The organism is Desulfovibrio sp. SGI.230 (assembly GCF_050313065.1).
Lineage (GTDB): Bacteria > Desulfobacterota > Desulfovibrionia > Desulfovibrionales > Desulfovibrionaceae > Desulfovibrio.
The window spans coordinates 1-25,673 of record NZ_JBNPKS010000003.1; the positions used below are offsets into that span (position 1 = coordinate 1).

Annotated in this window: 27 protein-coding genes; 21 read left to right on the plus strand and 6 right to left on the minus strand. The window is 66.4% G+C overall.

Going from position 1 to position 25,673, the window contains the following annotated elements; all coding sequences use genetic code 11:
• Positions 1–165: 165 nt before the first annotated feature.
• Both ACQRAG_RS03825 and ettA read right to left on the minus strand, forming a co-directional pair.
• Positions 166–1,758, minus strand: coding sequence for a DUF4139 domain-containing protein (locus tag ACQRAG_RS03825; protein ID WP_300705889.1), 1,593 nt, complete (start codon positions 1,756–1,758; stop codon positions 166–168).
• Positions 1,759–2,053: 295 nt separating this feature from the next.
• On the minus strand, positions 2,054–3,736 hold the full coding sequence (gene ettA / locus ACQRAG_RS03830; protein WP_006003892.1) for an energy-dependent translational throttle protein EttA: 1,683 nt from the start codon (positions 3,734–3,736) through the stop codon (positions 2,054–2,056).
• Between the two features lie 251 nt (positions 3,737–3,987).
• Between ettA and ACQRAG_RS03835 the strand changes: the two genes are divergently transcribed.
• The 6 genes from ACQRAG_RS03835 to pgl all read left to right on the plus strand — a co-directional run bounded on the left by ACQRAG_RS03835 (position 3,988) and on the right by pgl (position 9,693).
• The gene (locus tag ACQRAG_RS03835) at positions 3,988–4,944 is read left to right on the plus strand and encodes a bile acid:sodium symporter family protein (protein WP_204674020.1); all 957 of its coding nucleotides are present in this window, start codon (positions 3,988–3,990) and stop codon (positions 4,942–4,944) included.
• A complete protein-coding gene (locus tag ACQRAG_RS03840) occupies positions 4,941–6,167 on the plus strand; it encodes an aromatic amino acid transporter (protein WP_006003889.1) in 1,227 nt (408 codons plus the stop codon). The genes ACQRAG_RS03835 and ACQRAG_RS03840 overlap by 4 nt, the downstream gene beginning before the upstream one ends.
• A gap of 24 nt (positions 6,168–6,191) precedes the next feature.
• Positions 6,192–6,572, plus strand: a complete 381-nt coding sequence (locus ACQRAG_RS03845) for a RidA family protein (protein ID WP_006003888.1) — start codon at positions 6,192–6,194, stop codon at positions 6,570–6,572.
• A 122-nt stretch (positions 6,573–6,694) separates the two neighbouring features.
• A complete protein-coding gene (locus ACQRAG_RS03850; protein WP_304021513.1) occupies positions 6,695–7,816 on the plus strand; it encodes a metallophosphoesterase in 1,122 nt (373 codons plus the stop codon).
• A gap of 159 nt (positions 7,817–7,975) precedes the next feature.
• Positions 7,976–8,731 (plus strand): class I SAM-dependent methyltransferase, encoded by a 756-nt coding sequence (locus tag ACQRAG_RS03855; protein ID WP_427803621.1) that lies wholly within the window; start codon positions 7,976–7,978, stop codon positions 8,729–8,731.
• A 212-nt stretch (positions 8,732–8,943) separates the two neighbouring features.
• The gene (pgl, locus tag ACQRAG_RS03860; protein ID WP_168935403.1) at positions 8,944–9,693 is read left to right on the plus strand and encodes a 6-phosphogluconolactonase; all 750 of its coding nucleotides are present in this window, start codon (positions 8,944–8,946) and stop codon (positions 9,691–9,693) included.
• Positions 9,694–9,842: 149 nt separating this feature from the next.
• Here pgl and ACQRAG_RS03865 read toward each other — a convergent pair whose 3' ends face one another.
• Complete coding sequence (locus ACQRAG_RS03865) at positions 9,843–10,223, minus strand: M15 family metallopeptidase (protein ID WP_427803622.1); 381 nt, start codon at positions 10,221–10,223, stop codon at positions 9,843–9,845.
• Complete coding sequence (locus tag ACQRAG_RS03870; protein WP_427805282.1) at positions 10,190–10,831, minus strand: hypothetical protein; 642 nt, start codon at positions 10,829–10,831, stop codon at positions 10,190–10,192. The genes ACQRAG_RS03865 and ACQRAG_RS03870 overlap by 34 nt, the downstream gene beginning before the upstream one ends.
• 62 nt (positions 10,832–10,893) lie before the next feature.
• On the opposite strand from ACQRAG_RS03870, the gene ACQRAG_RS03875 reads away from it, so the two are divergent.
• Both ACQRAG_RS03875 and ACQRAG_RS03880 read left to right on the plus strand, forming a co-directional pair.
• The gene (locus tag ACQRAG_RS03875; RefSeq protein ID WP_204625043.1) at positions 10,894–12,240 is read left to right on the plus strand and encodes a MiaB/RimO family radical SAM methylthiotransferase; all 1,347 of its coding nucleotides are present in this window, start codon (positions 10,894–10,896) and stop codon (positions 12,238–12,240) included.
• A gap of 380 nt (positions 12,241–12,620) precedes the next feature.
• Positions 12,621–13,109 (plus strand): hypothetical protein, encoded by a 489-nt coding sequence (locus tag ACQRAG_RS03880; RefSeq protein ID WP_427803624.1) that lies wholly within the window; start codon positions 12,621–12,623, stop codon positions 13,107–13,109.
• A 272-nt stretch (positions 13,110–13,381) separates the two neighbouring features.
• Here ACQRAG_RS03880 and ACQRAG_RS03885 read toward each other — a convergent pair whose 3' ends face one another.
• Complete coding sequence (locus tag ACQRAG_RS03885; protein WP_040368924.1) at positions 13,382–13,963, minus strand: DJ-1/PfpI family protein; 582 nt, start codon at positions 13,961–13,963, stop codon at positions 13,382–13,384.
• Positions 13,964–14,167: 204 nt separating this feature from the next.
• On the opposite strand from ACQRAG_RS03885, the gene ACQRAG_RS03890 reads away from it, so the two are divergent.
• The 6 genes from ACQRAG_RS03890 to ACQRAG_RS03915 all read left to right on the plus strand — a co-directional run bounded on the left by ACQRAG_RS03890 (position 14,168) and on the right by ACQRAG_RS03915 (position 20,292).
• The gene (locus ACQRAG_RS03890) at positions 14,168–14,464 is read left to right on the plus strand and encodes an FmdB family zinc ribbon protein (RefSeq protein ID WP_168935407.1); all 297 of its coding nucleotides are present in this window, start codon (positions 14,168–14,170) and stop codon (positions 14,462–14,464) included.
• Positions 14,465–14,609: 145 nt separating this feature from the next.
• Positions 14,610–15,488, plus strand: a complete 879-nt coding sequence (locus ACQRAG_RS03895; RefSeq protein ID WP_204674027.1) for a YicC/YloC family endoribonuclease — start codon at positions 14,610–14,612, stop codon at positions 15,486–15,488.
• Between the two features lie 73 nt (positions 15,489–15,561).
• Complete coding sequence (gene gmk, locus ACQRAG_RS03900; RefSeq protein WP_006003864.1) at positions 15,562–16,179, plus strand: guanylate kinase; 618 nt, start codon at positions 15,562–15,564, stop codon at positions 16,177–16,179.
• 13 nt (positions 16,180–16,192) lie between these two features.
• Positions 16,193–16,885: an orotidine-5'-phosphate decarboxylase gene (gene pyrF / locus ACQRAG_RS03905; protein ID WP_006003862.1), complete on the plus strand. Its 693-nt coding sequence runs from the start codon at positions 16,193–16,195 to the stop codon at positions 16,883–16,885.
• A gap of 105 nt (positions 16,886–16,990) precedes the next feature.
• Positions 16,991–18,721, plus strand: coding sequence for a single-stranded-DNA-specific exonuclease RecJ (gene recJ, locus ACQRAG_RS03910; RefSeq protein ID WP_427803625.1), 1,731 nt, complete (start codon positions 16,991–16,993; stop codon positions 18,719–18,721).
• 566 nt (positions 18,722–19,287) lie between these two features.
• Positions 19,288–20,292 carry a hypothetical protein gene (locus ACQRAG_RS03915; protein WP_168935412.1) on the plus strand — a complete coding sequence of 335 codons (1,005 nt, stop codon included), beginning with the start codon at positions 19,288–19,290 and terminating at the stop codon, positions 20,290–20,292.
• Positions 20,293–20,713: 421 nt separating this feature from the next.
• Here ACQRAG_RS03915 and ACQRAG_RS03920 read toward each other — a convergent pair whose 3' ends face one another.
• On the minus strand, positions 20,714–21,370 hold the full coding sequence (locus tag ACQRAG_RS03920) for a tetratricopeptide repeat protein (protein WP_168935413.1): 657 nt from the start codon (positions 21,368–21,370) through the stop codon (positions 20,714–20,716).
• A 148-nt stretch (positions 21,371–21,518) separates the two neighbouring features.
• On the opposite strand from ACQRAG_RS03920, the gene yqeB reads away from it, so the two are divergent.
• From yqeB to plsX, 7 genes are all read left to right on the plus strand, one after another.
• Entirely contained in the window at positions 21,519–22,328 is an 810-nt protein-coding gene (yqeB, locus tag ACQRAG_RS03925) for a selenium-dependent molybdenum cofactor biosynthesis protein YqeB (RefSeq protein WP_427803626.1), read from the plus strand.
• A 12-nt stretch (positions 22,329–22,340) separates the two neighbouring features.
• Positions 22,341–22,826: a hypothetical protein gene (locus ACQRAG_RS03930; protein ID WP_168935415.1), complete on the plus strand. Its 486-nt coding sequence runs from the start codon at positions 22,341–22,343 to the stop codon at positions 22,824–22,826.
• Positions 22,813–23,106, plus strand: coding sequence for a GIY-YIG nuclease family protein (locus ACQRAG_RS03935; protein ID WP_168935416.1), 294 nt, complete (start codon positions 22,813–22,815; stop codon positions 23,104–23,106). The genes ACQRAG_RS03930 and ACQRAG_RS03935 overlap by 14 nt, the downstream gene beginning before the upstream one ends.
• Entirely contained in the window at positions 23,082–23,711 is a 630-nt protein-coding gene (locus ACQRAG_RS03940; RefSeq protein WP_168935417.1) for a LysE family translocator, read from the plus strand. The genes ACQRAG_RS03935 and ACQRAG_RS03940 overlap by 25 nt, the downstream gene beginning before the upstream one ends.
• Positions 23,712–23,794: 83 nt before the next feature.
• The gene (locus ACQRAG_RS03945) at positions 23,795–24,346 is read left to right on the plus strand and encodes a YceD family protein (protein ID WP_168935418.1); all 552 of its coding nucleotides are present in this window, start codon (positions 23,795–23,797) and stop codon (positions 24,344–24,346) included.
• A gap of 107 nt (positions 24,347–24,453) precedes the next feature.
• Complete coding sequence (rpmF, locus tag ACQRAG_RS03950) at positions 24,454–24,636, plus strand: 50S ribosomal protein L32 (RefSeq protein WP_006003844.1); 183 nt, start codon at positions 24,454–24,456, stop codon at positions 24,634–24,636.
• Entirely contained in the window at positions 24,636–25,670 is a 1,035-nt protein-coding gene (gene plsX / locus ACQRAG_RS03955; RefSeq protein ID WP_072334025.1) for a phosphate acyltransferase PlsX, read from the plus strand. The genes rpmF and plsX overlap by 1 nt, the downstream gene beginning before the upstream one ends.
• Positions 25,671–25,673 lie beyond the last annotated feature (3 nt).

Sequence of the window (25,673 nt, forward strand, 5' to 3'; positions counted from 1 at the left end):
CCTGCCCCCACCTTCAGACAAGTACCGAGTCTCTTCTTCCCGCCATCCCTGCCCGGCGACCAGCCTGCGAAGAGACGAAAAAAGGGCGGGATGTCCCGCCCTTGTCCGGCCTCCAGTCCCTCCCGCCGTCAGGCGACGGAAGGGGCCTCACAACAAAAAAACGTTTTACGGCGCCACAGGGCTCAGGCCCAGCTCGGCCGGTGCGCTGACGTTCACACCGTGGCTGATGCTGCGGCTCTCGCCCGCGGGCACCTCCACCTTCCAGAACAGGCTGTGATCCTCGCCCTTCTGCGCCCGGGTGCCGTCCAGCGACACTTCCACGGACTTGTTGACGGGCAGGGGCTCGGGCCGCTCCACACGCACCGTCACGGCCTGGGCACGCGCGTTGTGCACCGTGTAGGTCCAGTTCCAGCTCCAGGTCTGGCGCTTGCCGATGATCCCGGTCTCACCGCGACGTTTGTCGTCCGTGGTGGTGGTCACCGACACGCGGGGATCCACCCCGAAATAGAGGCGCACCTTATTGCCTTCGGGCACGAAACGCCCCGATCCCACCGGCAGGCCGTCCACGGAGAACTCGGCCTGGGCCGAAGGCCAGGGAGTGCTGTCCAGCGCCCGTTCCACCATCAGCCACACCGGGCTGCCCTGCTCGTCAGGACGGGCTACCCACTGCAAGGGGGCCTTCCATTCTTCCTGCCGCAGCACAAGGCGTTCCTGCCCCTGCGGCAGGGTCACGCGGCCCAGATCCCAGCGGGCATAGGTGCCCTTGTCCAGCACCGGCACAGGAGCGGCGGGAGCGTTGGGCGCGCTGTCGGCCCGGGCGGCCATCACCACAGGGGCGGCCTTGAATTCCGCAGCGGCCCGGGCGTAAGGACGCGGCACCGGGCCCTCGTCCACCCGCCAGACAGGCAGGGCGGGCGCATCCAGCGGACGGGCGTCCTGCCAGACGATGGACAGGTCACACCCGCGCCAGTCCATGCCCGAGTTCTGGCGCAACCGGGCCGTCAGGAGCACGCGGACGGTGCCTTCTTCCGGCCGGGCGTCCAGATCGTAGACGGGATCCCAGCCGCTGTTGTCCAGCGTGTAGGCGTAGCGTACGCGGACCTTCCCGGCCGGTGCGCCGTCCAGCAGCAGGATCACCAGCTGGCCGCTCTCCGTCACGCGCGGCAGGCTGGCCAGCACATTGCTGATGGTCTTCAGCTCGCGCTGCAGGGCGGCCTGACGCTCACGCAGGCGGGGGATGACTTCGGCCATGCGGGCATCCAGCTTTTCCAGAGCTTCCAGGCTCCGTTCCCCGGCATGGGCCGTCCATAGGCCAAGGCGGGCCGAGACGGCTTCCAGCTCCCCTTCCACGGCACGCTTGCGGGCCAGCAGATCCTGACGGCGGCGGGCGTCACCATCGGCCACGGCGGCCGGGGCCACCCGGCTGCGCCAGCTGGCAAGACGCACGTCCCCCAGGTCGAACTGCAGGTTGCGGGCGTTCTCGGGCACGAAAAGTTCCACACGCCCCACGCCGTCCCGCACACGGACCTCCAGCTCTTCCTCCCCCTGCACCAGCGCGTGGGTGGGGAAGAGGGAGACCTGCTTCGGGCGCAGGAAGGTATGCGGCGCTTCGTCCACCAGGCCGAACGTGGCCGCGGTGGCGCCTTCGCGGGCCCAGACCGGCCCGGATACGGGGACAAGGCTCATGCCCGCCAGCAGGAGCGAGACTCCCAGCAGGCGGGAAGGGATACGACGGTGTCCAGTTGTCTTTTGTTTCATCATCCTGTTCCTGACTTTTCAGGTCAGTAATACCGCCCTGTCCGGAACCGGCAGGTGGCCTGTGCCCAGGCCGGGAAGAGGAAAAGTATCCCGGGGCGGGCGCCCCGGACAGGAAGGCGTAGGGGAAAGCCGGGAAAGACGTCCCGGCCGGGACGGGGACACGGCACCATGCCGTGCCTCCGGGAAAGTCCTGCCTGCCGGGTCGTCCCGGGGCAGGCAGGAAAGGCGGGGCCGGGCCGCCCCGTCGCGCCCATGCCGGCAAGGGCACGGAGCGACGGGACAGCCGCGGCGAACATCAGCGGGTCAGCTTGCGGAACTTGGGCCGGTGCGGGGTCTCCGCTTCCTTGCCCAGACGCTTCTTGCGGTCTTCCTCGTATTCGCTGAAGTTGCCCTCGAAGAAGATGACGCTGGAGTCGCCCTCGAAGGCCATGATGTGCGTGGCGATGCGGTCCAGGAACCAGCGGTCGTGGCTCACCACCAGCACGCAGCCGGCGAAGTTGTCCAGGGCGTCTTCCAGGGCGCGCATGGTGTTGACGTCGATATCGTTGGTGGGTTCGTCGAGCAGCAGCACGTTGGCGCCGGATTTCAGCATCCGGGCCAGGTGCAGACGGTTGCGCTCACCACCGGAAAGCACATCCACCTTCTTCTGCTGGTCGGCACCGTGGAAGTTGAAGCGCGTGCAGTAGGCACGGGCGTTGACTTCGCGGCTGCCCAGCTTGATGGTGTCGTGGCCTTCGCTGATGATGTCGTACACGCTCTTGCCCGGTTCCAGGGACTCGCGGCCCTGGTCCACATAGGCGAACTGCACGGTATCGCCCACCTTCACGGTGCCGGTATCGGGCTGTTCCTGACCCACCAGCATCTTGAAGAGCGTGGTCTTGCCCGCGCCGTTGGGGCCGATGATGCCCACGATGGCACCGGCCGGGATGATGGCGTTGACATCTTCCATCAGCACACGGTCGCCCATGCTCTTGCTGACGCCGGTGAGCTCGATGACGCTCTTGCCCAGACGCGGTCCCGGCGGAATGTAGATCTCCAGATCCGGGGCGCGCTTCTCGCTCTCGTGGGAGAGCATGGCCTCGTAGGCGTTGATGCGGGCCTTGCCCTTGGCGTGGCGGCCCTTGGGCGACATGCGGATCCACTCCAGTTCGCGGGCCAGGGTCTTCTGGCGGTCGGCTTCGGCCTTTTCCTCATTGGCCAGGCGCTTCTGCTTCTGTTCCAGCCAGGAGGAGTAGTTGCCCTTCCACGGGATGCCCCGGCCGCGGTCCAGTTCCAGGATCCAGCCGGCCACGTTGTCCAGGAAGTAGCGGTCGTGGGTCACGGCGATGACCGTACCGGGGAAGGTGGAGAGGTAACGCTCCAGCCAGGCCACGGATTCGGCATCCAGATGGTTGGTGGGTTCGTCCAGCAGCAGGATGTCCGGGGCCTGCAGCAGCAGGCGGCACAGGGCCACGCGGCGGCGTTCGCCACCGGAGATCTTGTCCACGGTCATGTCGGCCGGCGGGCAGCGCAGGGCGTCCATGGCCATTTCCAGACGGGCGTCCAGATCCCACACGCCCTTGTGGTCCATCAGTTCCTGCACCTGGGCCTGACGCTCGATGAGGGCGTCCATCTCCTCAGGTTCCATGGGTTCGGCGAAACGGGCATTGATTTCCTCGAACTCCTTGGCGATGGCCATGAGTTCGCTCACACCCTCTTCCACCACCTCGCGCACGGTACGGGTCTCCCCGGCCAGGGGTTCCTGTTCCAGGTAGCCGATGGTGTAGCCGGGAGCCAGCACGGTCTTGCCGTCAAAGGCTTCGTCCACACCGGCCAGGATCTTCAGCAGGCTGGACTTGCCCGCGCCGTTGAGGCCCAAAACGCCGATCTTGGCCCCGTAGAAGTACGAAAGAGAGATGTCCTTCAGCACTTCTTTCTGGCCGTGGCGCTTGGACACGCGGATCATGGAATAAATGATCTTGTCCGGTTCGTTGCTCATAGTATCCTCAAAAGTGATGTGTGCCGGCCGGGCCGGCAGGGCGTACAGTCTAGCCGGGCTTGCGCCACATTTCAAGCACGCGCCGCAGCCACGGGAACATGCCCGGCGTCAGGGATGCGTGAGCGACGCCCCTTTGCCCACGCCCCCGGCCGGGGATTTTGTCTGTTCCCGCGGCCGGATGAACGGCTTGATTTGCCGCCCTGAGTCTGCCAAGATGCATGGTTCATCATGTCCGCAAAGGAGGAGGCCGTATGCTGTCGGTTCTGCGCAGGCTCAGTGTCGTTCTGACCCGCTTCATGGGTGTCATCATCATCGCCTTCTCGGCGCTGGCCCTGTGGCAACCCTGGATCTTTTCCTGGGTGGCGCCGCATATTTCCGCCATGCTGGGCATCATCATGCTGGGCATGGGCATGACCCTGCACTGGCAGGACTTCAGCCATGTGCTGCGGCATCCCCGCGATCTGGGGCTGGGACTGGTGGTGCAGTTCGGCTGTATGCCGCTGCTGGCCTTTGCCCTGTGCCATGTGTTCGCCCTGCCGCCGGAACTGGCCATGGGCATGATCCTGGTGGGCACGGCCCCGGGCGGGACTGCCTCCAACGTGCTGACCTTCATCGCCCGCGGCGACGTGGCTTTTTCCGTAGCCATGACGGCAGCGGCCACCCTGGTCTCGCTGCTGCTGACCCCGCCGCTGACCTGGCTGCTGGGCGGTGTGTGGGTGCCGGTGGACATGGGCGGCCTTTTCTGGTCCATCGTCAAGATCGTGCTGGTACCCGTGCTGCTGGGTCTGCTGCTGCACCACTTCCAGCGCGGCCTGGTGGACAGGCTCATGCCCTTCCTGCCGCTGGCCTCGGCCCTGGTCATCACCCTGGTCATCGCCGGCATCATCGCCGTCAATGCGCAGAACATCCTTTCGGCCGGGCCCGCCATCTTCGCGGCGGTCATCGCCCACAACCTCCTTGGCCTGGCCGTGGGCTGGTTCGCCGCCTGCCGGCTGCGCTTTGCGCCGCCGCGCCGCCGCGCCCTGGCCATAGAGATAGGCACACAGAATTCCGGGCTGGCCACAGCCCTGGCGCTGGCGCACTTCACGCCTGCCGCCGCCATTGCCGGCGCCCTGTTCAGCGTCTGGCAGAACATTTCCGGCGCGCTGCTCTCCAACTTCTGGGCAACGCGTCCCGTAACGTCTGATTCCGGGGAGAAGGATTCATGAAGTTCATTTTCGGTGAGGGTTTCCAACGCACTCTGGGCGGTTCCATGATGGTGGCCGGTACGGCCATCGGCGCGGGCATGCTGGCCCTGCCCATGACCTCGGCCGGCATGTGGTTCAACTGGTCCATGGTGCTCATGCTGCTTTCCTGGTTCTGCATGCTGCGCGCCAGCCAGGCCATCCTTGAAGTCAACCTGCTGTTCGAGCCCGGCGACAGCCTGCACACCCTGGTGCAGAACACGCTGGGTTCCTTCTGGAGCGTGCTCAACGGCTTTTCCGTGGCCTTCGTGCTCTACACGCTGGTCTATGCCTACGTCAGCAGCGGCGGCTCCGTGGTCCAGCATGCCCTGCAGTCCAGCTGGGGCATCACGCCGCCCCGTGTCCTCACCAGCCTGATCTTCACCATCCTGCTCACGGCCTGTGTCTGGTGGAGCTCCAAGGCTGTGGACCGCCTGTCCGCCATCCTCATGGGCGGCATGGTCATCACCTTCCTGCTGTCCATCGGCGGCATGATCGGTCAGGCCCGCCTGGATTCCATGCTGGGCCTGGACGGCCAGAGCGGCGAATTCATCTTCATCTTCGGCGCGGCCTCCACCTACCTGACCTCCTTCTGCTTCCACGCCTCGGTGCCCAGCCTCATCAAATATCTGGGCAAGGACGCCCGCACCATCAACAGCTGCCTGCGCATCGGTACGGTCATCGCCCTGCTCTGCTACGTGGTCTGGATCGCCGCCGCCGACGGCATCATCCCGCGTGACGACTTCAAGCACATCACCAACGTGGGCGATCTGGTGGCCGCTTCCGGTACCAGCCTGGGCGGCATCATCCTCAAGATGCTGGAGGCCTTTGCCCTGTTCGCCATCGCCACGTCCTTCCTGGGCGCGGGCCTTGGCCTGTTCGACTACATGGCCGACCTGTGCGGCTTCGACAACAGCCGCCTGGGCCGCACCAAGACCATGCTCATCACCTTCGTGCCGCCCATGATCGGCGGCATCATCTGGCCCGACGGCTTCCTGCCCGCCATCGGCTGGGCCGGTCTGGCGGCCTCCATCTGGTCGGTCATCGTGCCCGCCCTGCTGCTGCGCGCCAGCCGCCGCAAGTTCCAGGCCAGCCTGTACCGCGTGCCCGGCGGTTCCACCACCGTGCCCCTGCTGCTGGTCTACGGCATCATCGTGGCCGTCTGCCATACCCTGTATGTCTTCAACCTGCTGCCTGTCTTCAAGTAGCAGCCAATACGCAAGGAGTTCCTCATGAACAAGGACGTCATCAGCACCCCCAACGCTCCTGCCGCCGTGGGCCCCTACAGCCAGGGCATCCGCGTGGGCGACATCTTCTTCCTCTCCGGCCAGATCCCGCTGGATCCCGCCACCGGCAAGCTGGTGGAAGGCGACATCTGCGCCCAGGCCGAGCAGTGCTGCAAGAACGTGGTGGCCCTGCTGGAATCCCAGGGCCTGACCACCGCCAACGTGGTCAAGACCACCGTGTTCATCGCCGACATGAACGACTTCCCCAAGGTCAACGAAGTCTACAAGAAATACTTCTGCGAACCCTTCCCCGCCCGTTCCTGCGTGGCCATCAAGAGCCTGCCTCTGGGCGCCCAGGTGGAAGTGGAAGCCATCGCCGCCCTCTAAGCCTGTCCGGGAGGGGCGTCCTGCAAAGGGATGCCCCTCCTTTTTCCATCCGGCTCCCTGCGTTCCCCCGGCCGGCTTCCTGCCGCCTGTCCCGGAGCCGCGCCTTCCTCCGCTCCCTGCCTATGCTCAAGATCGTCACGACCATCCTTTGCGTCTACATGCTGGTCCGCTGCGTGCTGCCCCTGCGCTGCAAGCGGCCGCTCAAGATTCTGCTGGCCCTGCTGGTGCTGCTGGTGGGCTTCCGCCTGCACATTTTTTCCCTGCTCTACGCCACCTTCAATCCCGAGCTGCCGCGCTGGGTACTGGTCAGCACGGGCGTGCCGCATGTGCTCTTCTTCCTGCTGGCCCTGCTCTCGCTGCTCCGGGACGGCGTCTGCCTCATCTGGTGGCTGGCGCGCCGCCTGCGTCCGGGCCTTCCGGCCCTGCCCGGCAGCAACCGGCAGATGGCCGCCCTGCTGCTGGTGGCCCTGGTGATGACCGTCATGGCCGTGCCCGCGGCCCTGCGCATCCCCGATGTCCGCACGCAAGAGATTGTCCTGCCCGGCCTGCCTCCCGCCCTGGACGGCCTGCGCGTGGCCCAGCTCACGGACCTGCACATCAGCCGCAACTTCCCCGCCGAGTGGACCCGGGCCGTGGTGGACAGGACCAATGCCCTCAGGCCGGACATCATCCTGCTCACGGGAGACCTTATGGACGGCAGCCCCGCCCTGCGGCGCGAGGACTTCGCGCCCATGGCCGACCTGCGGGCGCCGCTGGGCGTCTTCGCCTGCCCGGGCAACCATGAATATTACTCCGACCTGCCTGCCTGGCGGCCCGTCCTGCGCGCTCACGGCATCACCCTGCTGGAGAACGAGGCCGTGGTGCTGCCGGTGCGGGGCAGCCACCTGACCGTGGCCGGTGTCACCGACAATGTGGCCGGTCGCTTCGGCCTGCCCGGCCCCGATCCGCACAGAGCCCTGGAGGGGACGCCGCGACCGCGCATCCTCATGGCCCACAAGCCGGAGCTCTTCCATGAGACGGCCCCGGAAATCGACCTGCAGCTTTCCGGCCATACCCACGGCGGGCTGGCCCTGCTGCTGGATCAGGGCGTGGCCTTGTTCAACGGCGGTTTCGTGCGCGGCTGGTATGCCCGGGACGACGCCCGCCTGTATGTGGGCCCCGGCAGCGGCCTGTGGGGCGGTTTTCCCCTGCGCCTGGGCGTGCCTTCCGAGATCCTGCTGCTGGTCCTGCGCGCGCCGCGGTGACGCATAGCCCTCCCGGAGCCCGTCTGCCCGCCTTTTTTCCGCTCCCGCAGGCCGCACATCCCCTGGAGCATCGGGACTTCATCCCGCATCCCTCTTGCCTGCCGCTCCGGCAGGCCCTACATTAGCAGGATAGAGAACCCTCACCTTCAAGGAGCCTGCATGCCCCTCCAGCCCCCCAGCCCGTTCCATCAGCACATCGCCCTGCCGGAAAGGACAGCCCTGCTGCTCTCCATGCTGGCCCCCTGGCCGCGCCGGGGCAGGGAACTGCTGGTCATCGGCTGCGGGGCGGGGCATGTCCTGCCTCCGCTCTGGCAGAGCGGCTTTGACCTGAGCGCCTGCGAAACCTCTCCGGCCCTGCGGGAACAGGCCCGGCGCAGGGCCCCGCAAGGCGTGGAGATAGAAGCCGCGTCCCCGGACTGGCTGCCCTTTGCCGACAACAGTTTCGACTGGGTACTGCTGCGGGCCGACGAACTGCCTCCCGCCGCCCTGCCTGCGGCCTTGGGCGAGGCCTGCCGCGTGGCAGCCTGCGGTCTGGCCCTCACCTTCTGGAACAGCGCCTCCCTGTCCTGGCTGACCTGGCGGCTGCACGGGCGTCGCCATGCCTGGCCCGGGCACTGCCTGCCCTTCTGGACCGCCTGGCGACTGCTTGCCGCCCGCCCGGGACGACTGCACGCGGCAAGCTGCCTCTGGCGGCCCGCCTGCCGCTGGCATCACGGGACGCACGTCCATGCCGCGGCCCTTTCCCGCCTGCCCTTCGGGGCCTGGTGCGTCCTGCGTCTGGACATGTCGCCCCGCCGTACGGGCACCCCTCTGCCCCTGCGTCTGCGCCCCCGTCTGGATACCGCCCGCCCCGTCATGGAGTACGACTCCCTGCGCACCACCGGCCAGTCTCCGGCACAAAAACAGCATCCCTGAATCACAGGAAAAATTTTTTCTGTTCCCGGAGACCACAGCGCAGGGGATTTTCGGCATTCCTCTCCCGCCCGCAGCGGCAGACAAGCCTCAGGGGGCTTGCCGCCGACACCGCCCTGCATTATGGTGGTACGTCCTGAAGGAAATGACAGCAACACGGGCGGTATCCTGTGCCGCGCCGTTTTTATTGCGCAGTCCACAATAAGGAGATCATCATGAAAGCGCGCAGCAGATCCATCCATCTTTCCGTGCATATCCATAAAGATCCTGCCGCCATGGCCGAGCGCGCCGCCCATATCCTGGCCGCCGCCTGTGAAGAAGCCGTGGCCGAACGCGGCGTGTTCCGCATCGCCCTTTCCGGCGGCCAGACGCCCATCCCCCTGTTCCGTCTGCTGGCGGCCAGTGACTGGGCCGACCGCCTGCCCTGGGACAAGATGAACTTTTTCTGGGTGGACGAACGTTGCGTGGGTCCCGACCATCCTGACAGCAACTACGGCCTTGCCCGCCGCGAACTGCTGAGCCATGTGCCTGCCACCCACTTCTACCGCATGCGCGGCGACATCGACCCGGTGGAAGCTGCCGTCAAATACGAGCAGCAGATCCGTCAGGACTTCAATATCGGTCCCAACGACCTGCCCCGCTTCGACTTCATGATCCTGGGCATGGGCGATGACGGCCACACCGGTTCCATCTTCCCCAACTCTCCGGCCCTGGCCGAACGCAAGCGTCTGGTCATCGACCAGTATGTGCCCGAACGCAAGGCCGACCGCCTGACCCTGACCCTGCCGGTCATCAACAACTCCCGCTGCTGCATGTTCCTGGTCACGGGCAAGGAAAAGCATCAGGTGCTGGGCCAGGTGCTGGATCTGCTGGCCGAGCCCACCCTGCCTGCCCAGATGGTGCGCCCCAGCGTGGGCGACCTGATTTGGGTCGTGGACGAGGCCGCGGCCACCGGTCAGGACTAGGCCGTCCCGCCATACGAATGACAAAGGAGGGGCCCCACCGGGACCCCTCCTTTTTTTGCGGGTTCTGCCTGCCCGACACGTTCGCGACGACACATCATCCCCGCCCCGGCTCGCTGCCCGCCAGGGACGGCCGTCGGGACAGATGCCTCTCAGCCGTTGCTCCCCCCGGCCGCCCCCACTCCCGACAGGTCATGAGGGGACGCGACTGTCCCGCCGTCCCGCTCGGCCCCGCCGGAAAGACCTTCGAGCCCGCTCCCGCCCGCCGTCTCCAGCTGGTGCAGCACACGGGCCTTGGCCATGATCTCGGGCCGGTATTCGAAGTGCATCAGATCGTACTCGTGCCATTTGCCGCCCCAGATGAAGCCCTCGGCCTCGAAGGCCCGGACGATCTCGCTGTCGTAGGACTGTTGCAGGGGATGGCGTTCCATCCTGGCCCAGCGCCAGTACGGCGCCCGCTGCGGGCTCAGGTCGATGGCGATACCGAAGGAATGCGGGCTCAGGCGCTGCTCTCCGGCAATGGGGCGCCACAAAAAGCCTCCGGCCGAGACCAGCCAGGGCTTGAGCTCCGGCCGCTGCCGCACGGCCTCGCGCAGGCGGCCCCGCTCATCCGCACCTTGCGCCCCTGCAGGGACGTCACGCCCAGGCCCCGGCGGACCGTGGCCGCATCCGCACCGTACAGGGCCTTCAAAAAGGCATAGCTGCGCCAGCGGCCGGGCGAATAGCCCCGCGGCGTGGCAGCCCGTTCCGGGTCCGGCAGATAGGGCAAGTGCATGCTGGCACGCAGCGAGACATCCATGCGTGCGGGATCGAGACGCCGGGCCAGGCGCTGTTCCCTGTCCAGCAGGGTCGCATCATCATAAGGATGGGCCGCCAGTTCCGCTGCCGAGGCATAGAGCACCCGCCGCTCCCCTTCCAGGCGCAGCCAGATCCCGTCAGGCCCGGATTCCACCGCCCTGATCTGCGGATAGGCCGAACGCAGGCACAGCAGATTGATACGGTCCTCGGCGGACAGCCCGGACAGCTCGCCGCCACGTTCACCGGCAGCCGTCTCCGCCGTACAGCACAGCGGCAGCAGCAACAGCCACAACAGCAGCCCGCCCCAGCGGGAGGGATGCCGCCACACACATCCTTTCATCATCCATCTCCAGCGGGTCCGGTCGCCTCTTGTCAAGGGGACGGCCTTTGCCCTACATAGCAGCCATGCAAGCATGGAAATTCTACTTCATTACCTTTGGCTGTAAGGTGAACCAGTACGAAACGCAATCCCTGCGCGAGGCCTGGCAGGCCCGTGGCGGCGTGGAATGCGACGACCCCGCCCAGGCGGACGTGGTCTGCGTCAACAGTTGCGCCATCACGGCCCGTGGCGAACGCGATGCCCGCAATGCCGTGTTCCGTCTGCGCCGTGCGGCCCCCGCTGCCCGCCTGATCCTGACCGGTTGTGCGGCCCGCCTGTTCGAGGACTTTCGCCGGCACGGCCACGAGGACTGCGTGCAGCCGGACCTCGTCCTGCCCCAGGGCGACAAGCGCCTGCTGCTGGCCGGGCCCTGGACGGAAGAAGCCCAGGCTCCGGCAGGAGAAGCGCAGGCCCCTTCCTACCCGCCCTTTGCCATCAGCGGCTTCCGGCGCGCCCGCCCCGTGCTCAAGGTGCAGGACGGCTGCCAGCACCGCTGCACCTACTGCATCGTGCCCCTCACCCGCGGCCGCTGCCTGAGCCGCCCGCCGGAAGACGTCATCGCCGAGGCCCGGCGCCTGCTGCTGGCCGGACATGCCGAGATCATGATCTCCGGCATCAATCTGCGCCAGTATGGCCGGGACAACGCTGACTTTGGTGATTTCTGGAGCCTGCTCCGCCGTCTGGATGCCGCCCTGGCCCCGGAATTCGCCGGACGCGGCCGCTTCCGCATCAGCTCCCTGGAGCCGTCGCAGCTCGATGACGAAGGGGTGGAGACCCTCATGGCCTGCCGCATGCTCTGCCCGCAGCTGCACATCTCGCTGCAGCATGCCAGCCAGCCCGTGCTGCGCCGCATGGGCCGCGGCCACTACACGGCAGAAATGCTCCAGCGTGCCGTGGAACGCCTGCACGCCCACTGGCCCGTCATGGGGCTGGGGGCGGACATCATCGCGGGCTTCCCGGGCGAGCGTGAGGAAGATGTGGCCTGCCTTCTGGACTTCGTGCGCGAGACGCCCTTCAGCTATGCCCACGTCTTCCCCTATTCCCGTCGCCCCGGCACTGCCGCCGACCGCTTTGACGGCCACCTGCCCCAGCAGGTCAAGCAGGAGCGGGCCGCCCGCGTCCGCGCCGCCGTGGAAGAACGCCGCCAGGCTTTCTGGCAGGCACAGCTGGCCCTGCCGCACATGCTGCTGGCCGCCGACAGCCCCGCCCCCGACCAGGCCCCTGCCCGCCGTCGCAAAGCCATCAAGGGCGTCAATGAATTCTATGTGCCCTGCATCCTGCCCGCCGGGGCCCATCCCGGTCGCGAACTGCTGGCCGTGCGTCCCCTGTCCGTCACGGACAAGGGCCTGCTGGTGGAGCCGCTGGCGGACTAGGTCTCGTTGTTCCGGAGCCCGGGGAGGGGCGTTGCCGTCCCGCCGCTGTCGATGTCCGAAGCCCTGCCGAGCATGCCCGCAGGGTACTCAGGACAGTGGCAGCAGCGGCCAGCGCCTTCTCCGGCTCCATCCTCTCAAGATACCGCGTGATACGGGGGATGGTTGCCGGAAAGAACTTGCTAAAAGTTCCGATTCCTGAAATAAAACATAGCAACAAAATATGTTTCTTGCTCCCCGTCCCAACGGCCGGACGGGAAAGTCCCGCTCCCGACAACAAGATCTGCCCGCCACCGCCCCGTGCCACGGCATGCATGACTGGAGCGAACGCTCTCCCTCCCCTCCTTTCCGGCCGCATCCCTGTAACCAAGAGAGGAAAGGCCATGTCCTGCCGCTATGCTCTCCCCGCCCTTTTGGGCCTCACCCTGCTGGCATCCGGCTGTGCCGGCGGTTTTTCCCGTCATTATCAGGCGGCGGACGACCATGTCCGCCCCGTGGATACCCTTGAATCCTGTAGCGTCCCCCGCGTGGAACAGCTCCCGGCATCCGTTATGGAAAAACGCCTTGCCGCGGCCCTTGCTGACGGCTATGTCCGTCTGGGCCGGGCCACATGGGAAAGCGCCGTCCCCGCATCCGCCGACGATGCCGCCGCCCAGGCGGGCCGTGTGGGTGCATGTCTCGTGCTCCAGAGCGTGACGCCCATCCCCCAGCAGCCGGAAAAGCCCCACTACCAGGCGCATCCCGGCTTCGTCTCGCGCATCGGCCAGCGCGGCATCTTTGCCGAGGACAACAGCGGGAACCTGGGCGGCCCGTCCACGCAGCCTGCGGTGCGTTACCGCAATGACGCCGTCTTCCTTGCCCGCACGAGGTAGAGAGGCAACCCTCTTCCCCGCCGGAGAAAGAAGACAGGCCCGCACCGGCAGCCCAGGATCTTCCTGTCGGCCACCGGGGCAGGCCCCTGCCGGATAAGACCGGGGCGCCTGTGCGCCTGCCGCCCAGGCCTCACGCATACGCGCATCCCCCGTATGGCGAATGCCTTGGTTTCGCGCCTCGGGGCTCAACAGACGGATCCATACACAAAGAGGGAGCCGTGCCGCAGGGCAGGCTCCCTCCTCTTCTGTCAGGGGATATCGTTATTCGCTGGCTAGATGCTGATCTGGGCGCCCAGCAGCTTGACGAAGGCGGCGATCCAGGCCGGATGCGCAGGCCAGGCCGGAGCCGTGACCAGATTGCCGTCCACCACCGCGTTGCTGGCCGTGGCGTTGAAGTCATGCCAGGTGGCGCCCGCGGCCACCACATCGGGCTTGACCGCAGCGTAGCAGGTGCAGGTGCGGCCCTTGAGGATGCCCGCGCTCACCAGCAGCTGGGGGCCGTGGCAGATGGCGGCGATGGGTTTGCCGGCGGCGTCGAATTCACGCACGATCTCCAGCACGCGCTCGTTGAGGCGCAGGTATTCGGGAGCGCGTCCGCCGGGCACCACCAGACCGGCGTAGTCGGCCACATCGACCTTGTCGAAGTCATAGTTGATGGCGAAGTTGTGGCCGCGCTTCTCGCTGTAGGTCTGGTCGCCCTCGAAGTCATGGATGGCCGTGCGCACGAAATCACCGGCCTTCTTGCCCGGGCAGACGGCGTGGACTTCGTAGCCCAGCATCAGCAGCATCTGGAAAGGCACCATCACTTCATAATCTTCCACATAATCGCCGGCCAGCAGCAGAATCTTTTTCATCGTATACTCCTGTGCGGCAAGGCGCCCGCCCGGAACAAAGAAGCCGGGCCCGCTCTTGCCATCGCTCATATACTGCTTATATAAGCAGCGGAACGTTACAGACAAGAGGCAGGCCGGAGCTTTTCCGTCCCGGCGGCTGCCTGCCGATACACCCCACTGTCCCGCGGCCACGGCTGCGGCCCAAAACATGGCAAGGAGTGCTCCATGCCCCTGTATGATTTTGTCTGCCCCGCCTGCGGGGCCCAGTTCGAAGAGCTGGCGTTCGGTGACGAGACGCCCGCCTGTCCCCAGTGCGGCCATGCCGAGACCCAGCGCCAGATGAGCGTGCCCAGCCCGCTCAAGACCGGCGCCTTCCCCTTCAAGCCCGGCCCGGTGCATCCGCTGGCCTCCAAGATGGGCAAGGGCCTTGCCGGTTGCGGTCAGGCCGGCGGCTGCGGCGGCAGCACCCCCGCCGCGCCCAGCTCCGGCTCCGCCTGCGGCGGCAACGGCAAGTTCTCCTGAGCCTAGGCTCCTCGTATCCTGGCAGGATACGTTCATTTTGGGGACGCGCCTTCCGCGGCATGTATCCAGCCGCGCGGGCGCGTTCCTTGCATTATGGAGCTGCTTGGCCTATTCTTTTGGAATATTTTCACTTCAGGGGGATATTATGCTGCGCAGTATGACCGGCTTCGGCCGCTGCCTGGTAGAGAGCGAAGGCTTCACCCAGCAATGGGAAGTCAAAAGCGTCAACAGCCGCCATCTGGACCTCAAATGGCGCCTGCCCATGAGCGTGCGCAGCCTTGAGCCGCGCCTGGAAAAAGTGGTGCGCCGCTTCGCCTCCCGCGGTCGCGTGGACATCAGCCTGACCCTCCAGTACACCGGCGGCACCGGCCCCGCGCCGCGCTTTGACGCCATGCAGGCCGAAGCCATGCTGGACAGCCTGAAAGAACTGGCTGCCCGCCGTGGCGAGCCCTTCACCCCCGACTACAACGCCCTGCTCGCCCTGCCCGGCCTGTGGGGCGATGCCGGTGACGAAGTGGACGAGAGCCTGACCCTGGCCCTGGAAGAAGGCCTGTCCCTGGCCCTGGAAGACTGGAACGACGCCCGCGCCGCCGAGGGCCGCGCCCTGGCCCGCGACATGCATTCCCGCATCCTGCGCATGGAAGAATGGACCGGCCTCATCGCCGAACGCGCGCCCGAGATCAAGGAAGAGCGCGCCGCCGTCATGCGCGAACGCCTCAACGAGGCGCTGGAAGCCGTCAACGGCCTGGACGAGAACCGCTTCCTGCAGGAGGTCACCATCCTGGCCGACCGTCTGGACGTCACCGAAGAGCTGACCCGTCTGCACACCCACCTTGCCCGCCTGCACGAACTGCTGGATGCGGGCAAGGATGCCGGCCGCCGTCTGGACTTCACGCTGCAGGAATGCTTCCGCGAGATCAACACCTGCGGCAACAAGATCCCCGATGTGCAGCTTTCGCGCATGGTGGTCGATTTCAAGAACGAACTGGAAAAGTGCCGCGAGCAGGTACAGAACCTCGAATAGCCGGCGGGTTCCCGTCACGGTCGTCCGGCACTGAGCTCCGCGGGCCCTGCCTGCGGAAGGAGATTTTGACATCATGAACAGACTCGGCATCGCGCTGGTCATCAGCGCGCCCTCCGGCACGGGGAAGACCACGCTCATCAAACGCCTGCGCAAGGAATTCCCCAACTTCGGCTATTCCATCTCCTGCACCACCCGCGCCCCCCGCGAGGGCGAAGTGGACGGCAAGGACTATCATTTCCTGAGCCGCGAGCGCTTCGTGGAGCTGCGCGACCAGGGCCATTTTGCCGAATGGGCCGAGGTGCACGGCAACTTCTACGGCACGCCCCTGCCCCCTGTGCGCGAGATGCTGGCCAAAGGCCAGGACATCCTGTTCGACATCGACGTGCAGGGCGCCGCCCAGCTGCGCAAGAACATGCCCGATGCCCGCTTCCTCTTCATCCTGCCGCCCTCCATGGAAGAACTGGAACGCCGCCTGCGCGGCCGCGGCCTGGACAGCGAGGAAGTCATCCTGCGCCGCCTGGCCAATGCCCGTGCCGAGATGCAGGAAGCGCCCCACTACGATGCCCTCATCGTCAATGACGACCTGGACACGGCTTACGACCACCTGCGCGCCGCCTACCTGGCCGCGACCCTGGCGCCCCACTGCCGCCCCGGGCTGGTGGAGGCCCTGAACAACGGACACCTCCTTTAAAGGAAGAAGAACGATGGCTGCCCAACTCATTGTCGCTCTGGATCTGCCCCGCAAGGAAGACGCTCTCGTCCTGGCCCGCGAACTGCAAGGCGCCGTGCCCTGGTGCAAGGTGGGCATGGAACTGTTCACCCTGGCCGGCCCGGACATCATCCGCGAACTGCACGACCTTGGCTTCCATGTCTTCCTGGACATGAAATTTTACGACATCCCCCACACCGTGGCCCAGGCCGTCAAGGCCGCTGCCGCCGCCGGTGCGGAACTGCTGACCCTGCACTGCCAAGGCGGCGAGCGCATGTGCAGCGAGGCCCGTATTGCCGCCGACAGCTACGGCAGCAAGGCGCCCCAGCTTTTCGGCGTCACGGCCCTGACCAGCTTCGGCCCCGGCGAGATGCCCGGCATCAGCGCCGATCCTTCCGACTTTGCCCTGGAGCTGGCCGGCAAGGCCCGCGGCTGGGGCCTGGACGGCGTGGTCTGCTCCGGCCATGAGGCCGCCCGCATCAAGGCCTCCTGTCAGGGCCTGCGCTGCCTGTGCCCCGGCATCCGTCCCGCGGGTGCCGATACCGACGACCAGCAGCGCATCATGACGCCCGCCCGTGCCGTGCAGGCCGGTGCCGACTTCCTGGTGGTGGGACGTCCCATCCTCAAGGCCCCCTCGCCCGCCGAGGCCGCCCGTGCCATCCAGGCCGAGATGAAAGCCGCCGTCTAAAGGAGACCGCATGACAGTCAGCGCCCCTCTTGCCCTTTTCCGCACCTCAAGCATGCCCCGTCGCCCCAGCATCCGGCGTCGCGGGCCTGTCAGGGAGGTGGCGGCATGAAGCGCTGGCTGTTCCGCGAGCCCCCTGCCGGTTCGCCGCCGCGCGGTCTGGCCCGTGAGCTCTCCATCTCTCCCCTGCTGCTGGACATCCTCTGGCGGCGCGGCCTGGACAGCCCCGAGGAGCTGGACGCCTATCTTTCCGCGCGTCTGCCCGATCTGGTGCCGCCGTCCCGCTGGCCCCAGTTCCCGCAGGCGGCCGAGGTCATCAGCAAGGCCCTGCTGGACGGCAAGAAGCTGGCCGTCTGGGGCGACTACGACGTGGACGGCATCACGTCCTCCACACTGGTGCTGGACGTGCTGGAAGCCCACGGCCTGGAAGCCCTGTGGCATGTGCCCGACCGCCGCAGCGAAGGCTACGGCCTGAACATCCCGGCCATCGAAGAACTGGCCGCGCAGGGCTGCGGCATCCTGCTCACCGTGGACTGCGGCATCTCCGACATGGCGGCCGTGGCCCGCGCCCGCGAGCTGGGCATGACCGTGGTCATCTCCGACCACCACCTGCCGCCGCCGGAACTGCCCCCGGCCGACGCCATCTGCAATCCCCGTCTGGGCCCGGAAGACGACATGCCCTGCCCCCATCTGGCCGGTGTGGGCGTGGCCTTCTTCCTCATGGCCGCCGTCAACGCGGCCCTGGCCCCGCATACGGGCCGCCGCTTCAAGATGGACAAGGTGCTGGATCTGGTGGCCCTGGGCACGCTGGCCGACGTCATGCGCCTGGGCGGGCAGAACCGCATCCTCGTGCGCGGCGGGCTGGACAAGCTGGCCGAGGCCGCCCGTCCCGGCATCGCCGCCCTCAAGACCGTGAGCGGTTCCGACGCGGCCGCCCGCCTCAACGCCGGGCAGGTAGTCTTCCGTCTGGCGCCGCGCATCAATGCCGCCGGACGCATGGGCGCGGCCGACACCGCTCTCCAGCTGTTGCGCAGCAAGGACCATGTGGAGGCCCTCCGCCTGGCCCAGCATCTGGATGCCCTCAACACCCAGCGCCGCGAGGAAGAGGAACGCATCTGGGCCGCCGCCCGCGAGCAGGCCCACCGCCAGCTGGAACAGCGCCAGCGCCCGGCCCTGGTGCTCTACGGCGGCGACTGGCACCCCGGCATCGTGGGCATCGTGGCCTCGCGCATCGTGGAAGAATTCTACCGGCCCACCATCATCCTTTGCGACGACAACAATATGATGAAGGGCTCGGGCCGCTCCATCCGCGAGTTCGACCTTTACGCCGGGCTCCAGAAGACGGCCCACGTGCTGGCGGGCTTCGGCGGCCACAAGCTGGCCGCGGGCGTGCGCCTGGAACCCAACCAGCTGGAACGCTTCCGCGAGGCCTTCGAACGGGTCGTGGCGGACGAGCTGGGCGAGCAGCCCCTGACCCCGGCCCTGCTGCTGGAATGCGAGCTGGATTTCCAGCAGGCTTCGGATTCCGCCTTCTTGCAGGAGCTGGAACTCATGCAGCCCTTTGGGGCAGGCAATGCCGAACCGGTCTTCGCCTCCCCGGAACTCACGGTGGTGGACCGCAGCCCGCTGGGCTACAGCGGCGACCATGTGCGCCTGCGCCTGAAGGACAGCGCCAGCGGCATCACCCTCATGGCCAAGGGCTGGAACATGGCCACGGCCTTCCCGCCCTCCTCCGTGGGCTCGCGCATCCGTGTGGCCTACACGCCGCGCCTGGACTACTACCGGGGCGTGGCCTCCATCGACGTGGGCATCAAGGACTGGCAGCCCGTGGTCGACTAGCACACGCGGATAAGGATCGTTGAAGGGCCTTCTTCCCGTATGGAAGCGGCCCTTTTCCTTTCTCCTCTGGCGGAGCGCTGGACGCATCTCCGTTCTTCACCAGCTGATGCCGTCCCGCACAGCCGGCAGGTTCCGGGCAGCCATCGCCCTGCTGCCACTCCCAAGGCTGCCGTCAGCCATGTCCCTGCGGTACCGCCGGGCCGCGCCGTGCAGGGACGTACCTCCTCTTCTCCCCGGGCGGATGGCATCACCAATATCTGCGCGCCCTGTCTGCGGCCACAAAATCCCGGAAATTTCCTTCCGCATCCTTCACAGATGCCATTTGAGGCTTACCCTTTGAACACGGCAGCCCCGACGGCAGCGCCGGGAGCGCTTCCCGCGCCCGTGCCATCGCCGTCCGGCCCGGCCCTCCCGCCCGTATCCCTGCTCCGGCAGGCAGTCCGGGACAGGCCCGCGACCACGGCTGCCTGCGGCACCCTCCCCCCTCACGAGACAAGGGGACTGCGCCGCGCCCTCACCTTCAACAGATCACACGCCGGGATCATCCGGCTTTTCAGGAGTTCGTCATGAAGCAGCCCGAAGAGCTGTCCGCGTACAAGGAAAGCGTCCTGCAGGACATCGCCCAGGCCCAGCGCGTGGGCGCTGACGAGAACGCCATCACCGCCCTCATCAGCCAGTACCCGCTGGATCAGGCCCTGGCCGCCCGTCTGGCCCGCTGCTACGGCCCCAAGGGCTTGGAGAATTTCAATCTGGACGGCATCGACGTGGCCGCCCTGCCCGCCCAGCAGAAACACGCCAAGGAGCCTGACCAGAGCGTGCTGCAACAGGTCTGGGAAGAACACGTGGCCCTGGTCATGGATCAGGTCTGCCGCATGTCGCCCGAATATCTCGATCTGGAGCAGGAGACCCGTCTGGACATCCTGCTGCTGGAGCAGGCCCGTGCCGAGAACAACCTCCAGGCCATGCTGGGGCTGGAGATCCTGCATGTGGCCGAAGACCTGAACCTGGCCATGCAGGAGGCCGAAGCCGCCGAGGCCGGTCACGCCGCCGGGCAGCCCGGAGCCTGCAAGATGGCCGCCTTTGCCCGCAAGATCATCCACAGCCTGGAACGCCAGCGCGAGAGCCTGGAACAGGCCGCCGAGCTCCTGCCCCTGGTCTGTGACGCCCAGGCCTATGCCGCCGCTGCCCAGACCTACGCCCAGAACAAAAAAGACAAGGACGGTCTGCCCGAAGACGGTTTCCGCCAGACCATGCAGGCCCAGCGCCAGTCGCTGGAAGCCGCCGCGCAGGATTGCACCACGCCCTGCCTGGGCGATCTGTTCACTGCCCGTCATCGTAACCTGGCCACGGCGGAAGAGATCTACATCCGCATGCAGCGTCAGGCCCTGAGCGGCCTTTCTTCGGTGACGCAGGCCGAAGCCCTGGCCGACAGCCTCTTCCCCTGGCTGGCCGATACCCTGGAAGGCATCGTCGGCAATGAGCTCCATGCGGGTCTCAAGGACACGGCGGCCGCCCGACTGGACGGCATCCGCCAGCTGCTGGCCGATATGGAAGCTGAAGAGCAGGAATAAAAGGATGAGGGGGAAGGGGGCCCCTTTTTGAAAAAGGTCTCCCCTTCCCCCTCAAACTCCCCCATCCCTGCCAAAAACTTTTGACCGGATCACCGGCAAGGTCTCGTGTCGCGCAGGCTGTGCGCGACTCACCGTCCCCCGGCATGATGCGGGAGAAAGACAAGGTCCGGCATGAAGGCAAAGAATGGGGGCGCCCCGGAAAGAGATGCGTCGCCTTGCCGCCGCGCATGGGATGCCCTACGCGACACGGCCGGACAGTTTGGGCGGCCCCCTTCCGGCGCACCATACGATATGTTGCCGGCTATCGTTTTTTTGGACCGCCTGCGCAACAGGGCCAGTCCCCACACAAGGGAGACTGGCCCTGTTTTTTTATCTGTCCGTCAGATGCGGTACCGGACGTGCCGCAACGGATAGGCACGGTCTACGGCTTGGGATACTGGCGGATATGCGAGAAGATGCTGCCGTCCCGTTCCAGTCCCTGCTGGGCGGCCTTGGCATACCAGAGGGCGGACTCCGTGGCATCCTGCGGCACGCCGAAGCCCACTTCATAGCAGGCGCCCAGGAAGCGCTGGGCCTGGCCATTGCCCTGTTCGGCGGCACGCTTGGCCCAGTCGAAGCTCTGTTCGGGGTCCTTGGTCACCAGTTCGCCGTCGGCGCAGATCAGCGCCATGTTGAACTGGGCCTCGGCATAACCGCTCTGGGCCGCACGCTGCATCCACTGCAGATAGCCATTGGTGTCGCGCGGCACGCCCGCACCGGAACGCAGCATATAGGCCACCAGGGTCTGGGCTTCGGCATCGTTCTGTTCCGCCGCCAGCATATACCATTTGAAAGCCGTTGCCAGATCCTGCGGGACGCCCAGGCCGTTCTCGTAGCAGCGGCCCAGCAGCACCTGCGAGCGGGCATCGCCGTCCGAGGCCAGGGGCTGCAGCAGGCGCAGCGTTTTTTTGTACTGGCCGATATTGTAGGCCGTCCAGGCTTCCTGCCAGGTCTTGTCCGCCTTGCTGTCCGCGGCCACGGCAGGGATGGCGCTCACCAGGGCAAGGCCCAGCAGGCCTGTCGCGAGTATCTTGTTCATGATCTCTCCTTGCGTGTCGTTTCCTCTTCCGGCATCAGACCGGGGACACGCGTGCAGGCCACCATACGCCGCCCCAGGGCGGGACACAAGCATCCTGTCCGCGCGTCCCCGGCCCTTGACGACTGGCCCGGCAAGATGCATTTTTGTCATGATGCAAAAAGGATTCTGTCCCCTTATCGTCATCCGGGGTGCCGGAGACATGGGCACCGGTGTGGCCCTGGAACTGTGGCACGCGGGCCTGCACAGGCTCGTGCTGCTGGAGTGCGCCCGGCCGCGTGCCATCCGCCGTCTGGTGGTCTTTTCCGAGGCGGTCTTCGAAGGCAAGGCCCGGGTGGAAGGACTCGAAGCCCGTCTGTGCCCCGATGCGGCCGCCTGCCGTGCCCTCTGGCAGACCGGAGAGGCCCTGCCCCTGCTGGTGGACGAAGACGGTGCGAGCCTGCGCGAGCTCTGTCCGCAGGTCTTCGTGGACGCCACCATGAGCAAGAAGGCCCGCGGCCTTTCCCCGGACATGGCGGATCTTGTCATCGCCCTTGGCCCGGGCATCGAAGCCGGGCGGGACGTCCACTGCGTCATCGAAAGCTTCGGCCCGGACATGGGCCGCTGCCTCCGGCAGGGACAGGCCCTGGCCAATACCGGCATCCCCTGCGAGCATGGCCGCTCCGAACAGCGCGTGGGCCGTGCCCCGTGTGCCGGTATCTTCGCAAGCCCCCTGCCTCTGGGCAGCCATGTCCTTCAGGGGCAGGAAGTGGGCCGGGTGGACGGTGTTCCCGTCCCGGCTCCCCTGTCCGGCCGTTTGCGCGGCCTGTTGCGCTCCGGCCTTCCGGTGCGTGCAGGGGCCAAGGTGTGCGACATCGAGCCGCTGGACCACGTGCCCCTGGACAAAGTTTCCTCACGCGCCCGCTGCCTGGGCAGGGGCGTGCTGCGGGCCATGGCCGCCCGCTATAACCTTTCTACCTGATACAGGAGTATCATGTCCCCCTTCAATCCCGATCCCCAGAACAGATACCCCTCTCCCCGGAGCGACAGCGGTCAGTCCCGCGATGACGAACGCGTCATCGAGGCCGAGATCATCCACGACGGCTGTGACGACGGCAGGGGCCAGGGGCCTTACGGCCGCTCCTGTCGGGGCGGTTACGGCCAGGAACAGTTCCGCGGCAGCCGCAGCCCCTGGAACGGCGGCCTCCATTTCCAGACCATCTGGACCTCGGGCAGCAGCCGGCAGGCCGGTCTGGCGCCCGGCATCACCCTGGCCCTGATCATCATCGCCGGGATCCAGTTCGGTCTGCTGGCCAGTATCGGCTTCATGGTCTTCCATGCCATCGGCTCTGTCCTCAACTCCATGCGCGAGATGCGCTCCATGCTGGCGGGCAATCCCCCCAACCCGTGGCCCGGCCGCATCCTCAGCTGGACCATCAGCTTTTTGCTGGTAGGCTGGCTCTCCGGTGGCTTCCAGTGATGCCACATGGCATGTCTATCTGTTGCGCTGCGCCGATGACACCCTGTACTGCGGCGTGACCACCGACCTTGACCGGCGTCTGGCCCAGCACAACGGCCGCCTGGCCGGCGGGGCCCGCTATACGCGCCCGCGCAGGCCCGTGGCCCTGCTGCTCTCCCGGGCCTGTACGTCCCGGCAGGAGGCCCTGCGCCTGGAATATCATATCAAACGACTGCCCCGCTCCCGCAAGGAACAGGCCCTGAAAGAGTTTCCCCAATGCTGCCCCTGGATACTGTCCTGACGTTTTTCGTGACTGCCCTCATGCTGGCCCTTGCCCCGGGACCGGACATCATCTTCGTCCTCACCCAGTCCGCCCTTTACGGCATGCGGGCCGGTGTGGCCACCACCCTGGGGCTCATCTCCGGCCTGTGCTTCCATACAACAATAGTAGCCGTGGGCGTGGCGGGCATCTTCATGACCTCGCCGCTGGCCTTCACCCTGCTGACCGTCGTCGGGGCGGCCTACCTGCTCTATCTGGCCTGGCTCTCCTTCCGGGCCGGGGCCAGCATGGCCCATCTGCAGGAAAGCCGGTTCCTGGGCTACTGGGGCCTGTACCGCCGCGGGGTCATCATGAACATCACCAACCCCAAGGTGACGCTCTTCTTCCTGGCCTTCCTGCCGCAGTTCTGCGCGCCGGAACGCGGCAGCGTGGCCCTGCAGGTCATGGAACTGGGCCTGCTCTTCATGCTGGCGGCCTTCCTCGTCTTCACGGCCGTCTCGGCCCTGGGCGGCCGCCTGGCCCACTGGTTCAACAGCTCGCCGCGCGGCCAGATGCTCATGCACCGCGTGGCCGGTCTGGTCTTCGTGGCCCTGGCCGTGATGCTGATCTTTTCCTGCGTGGCCTGAGCCGCGCAAAGGCCTGTGACGCCGCCCCTTCCGGGCTTGACACAGGCTTGAGCGCCGAGTAAGAAGGCCGCATTGAGGTGACCATGCAGAACTATCGTATCCCGCTCAGTGAGATTTCCCCTTCCGGCAAGGACATGACGCTGGACGATCCCGCCATCTGGCAGGGACCGCTGGCCGAGTTCCAGATGGACTGCCGCATCATCGATCCCCTGAAGGCCGAGCTCGGCATCATGCCCCTGGAAGGCGGCTATCTGGTGCGCGGGAGCATCACCGGTACCGTGGTGTTGCCCTGCAACCGTTGCGCCGAAGACGTGACCGTGACCGTGGATTCTCATTTCGAAAATTTTGAGGAGACCGCCGCCGAACCCGAAGACGAAGAGGCCGCGACCACCGGTGAAGACCTGCTGGAAAGTCGCGTCGTCGTAGAGAATGGCGTGTCGTATCTCGATCTGGGCGCCATCTGCTGGGAAGAATTCGTCCTGGCCCTGCCGGTCAATCCCCTGTGCCGCCCTGACTGCAAAGGCCTGTGCCCCCAGTGCGGCGCCAACCTCAATGACGGCCCCTGCCAGTGCGCCCCAGAAGAGGGCGACCCGCGCATGGCCGTCCTGCGCGGGCTGAAATTGCGCAAAAACTAGACATCAAATTTTTTTTCTGCTAGGCTCTTGCCTCTTGAGCTTGGCCCATAGGGTCACTCACGCCCAAAAAGCATATCATTTCCGATCTCTCGGAGAAGGAGAACATCATGGCTGTCCAGCAAAACAAAAAGTCCCGTTCCCGCAAGGGCATGCGTCGTTCCCACGACCGCGTGGCCACCCCCACCGTCATCTACTGCTCCTGCGGCGAGCCCACCGTGCCCCATAGCGTGTGCCCCAACTGCGGCGCTTACAAGGGCCGTCAGGTGATCGCCAAGACCGAAGCTGAGTAATGAACGCGCGCCCCATCATAGCCGTTGATGCCATGGGAGGGGACTTTGGCCCCTCCGTGGTTGTTCCTGGCGCCATCGACGCCGCCAGGCTTCATGACTTGCACGTCCTCCTTGTGGGGGATACCCCCAAGGTGGAAGCGGAACTCGCCAAGCTCGACCTTGCCAACGTGCATTTCGACATCGTCCAGGCTGATGATGTGGTGCACATGAATGAAAAGCCTTCGGACATCCTTCGCCGCAAGAAAAACGCTTCTATCCAGGTGGCCTGCCGTCTCGTCAAGGACGGCAAGGCCGATGCCGTGGTCAGCGCCGGTCATTCCGGTGCCACGGTCGCGTGCGGCATGTTCATCATGGGTCGGCTGCCGGGCGTCGAACGCCCGGCGCTGGCTGCCCTGCTGCCCACGGAAAAGAATCCCGTGGTCGTGCTGGACGCCGGCGCCAACGTGGACTGCCGGCCCTATCATCTTTTCCAGTTCGGCCTCATGGGCGACGCCTTCGCGCGTGACCTGCTGGGCTATGCGGCCCCGCGTGTCAGCCTGCTGAGCATCGGCGAAGAGGAAGGCAAGGGCAACAGCCAGGTCAAGGAAGCCTACGAACTGCTCAAACTCGCCCAGAATCTCAACTTCGTGGGCAATGCCGAAGGCCGCGACATCTTTACGGGCGATATCGATGTCGTGGTCTGCGACGGTTTTGTGGGCAACGTGGTGGTCAAGATGAGCGAAGGCCTGGCCTCGGCCCTGGTCCGCATGCTCAAGCGCCTGTTCACCTCCGGTTTCCTGCCCGCCCTGGGCGGCATGCTGGCCAAGGGCGCCTTCAAAAAGTTCGCCACCACCATCGACTACGCCGAATACGGCGGCGCCCCCCTTCTGGGCCTGCAGGGCCTGGCCATCGTCTGCCACGGCCGTTCCAGCGCCCGCGCCATGCAGAACGCCATCAAGATGGCCGGTACCTTCGTACGCAAGGGCACCAACGACCGTCTTGCCGAAACCATCCTGGCCAACGAGGAACTCACCCGCTTCTCACGCGCCATTTAAGCC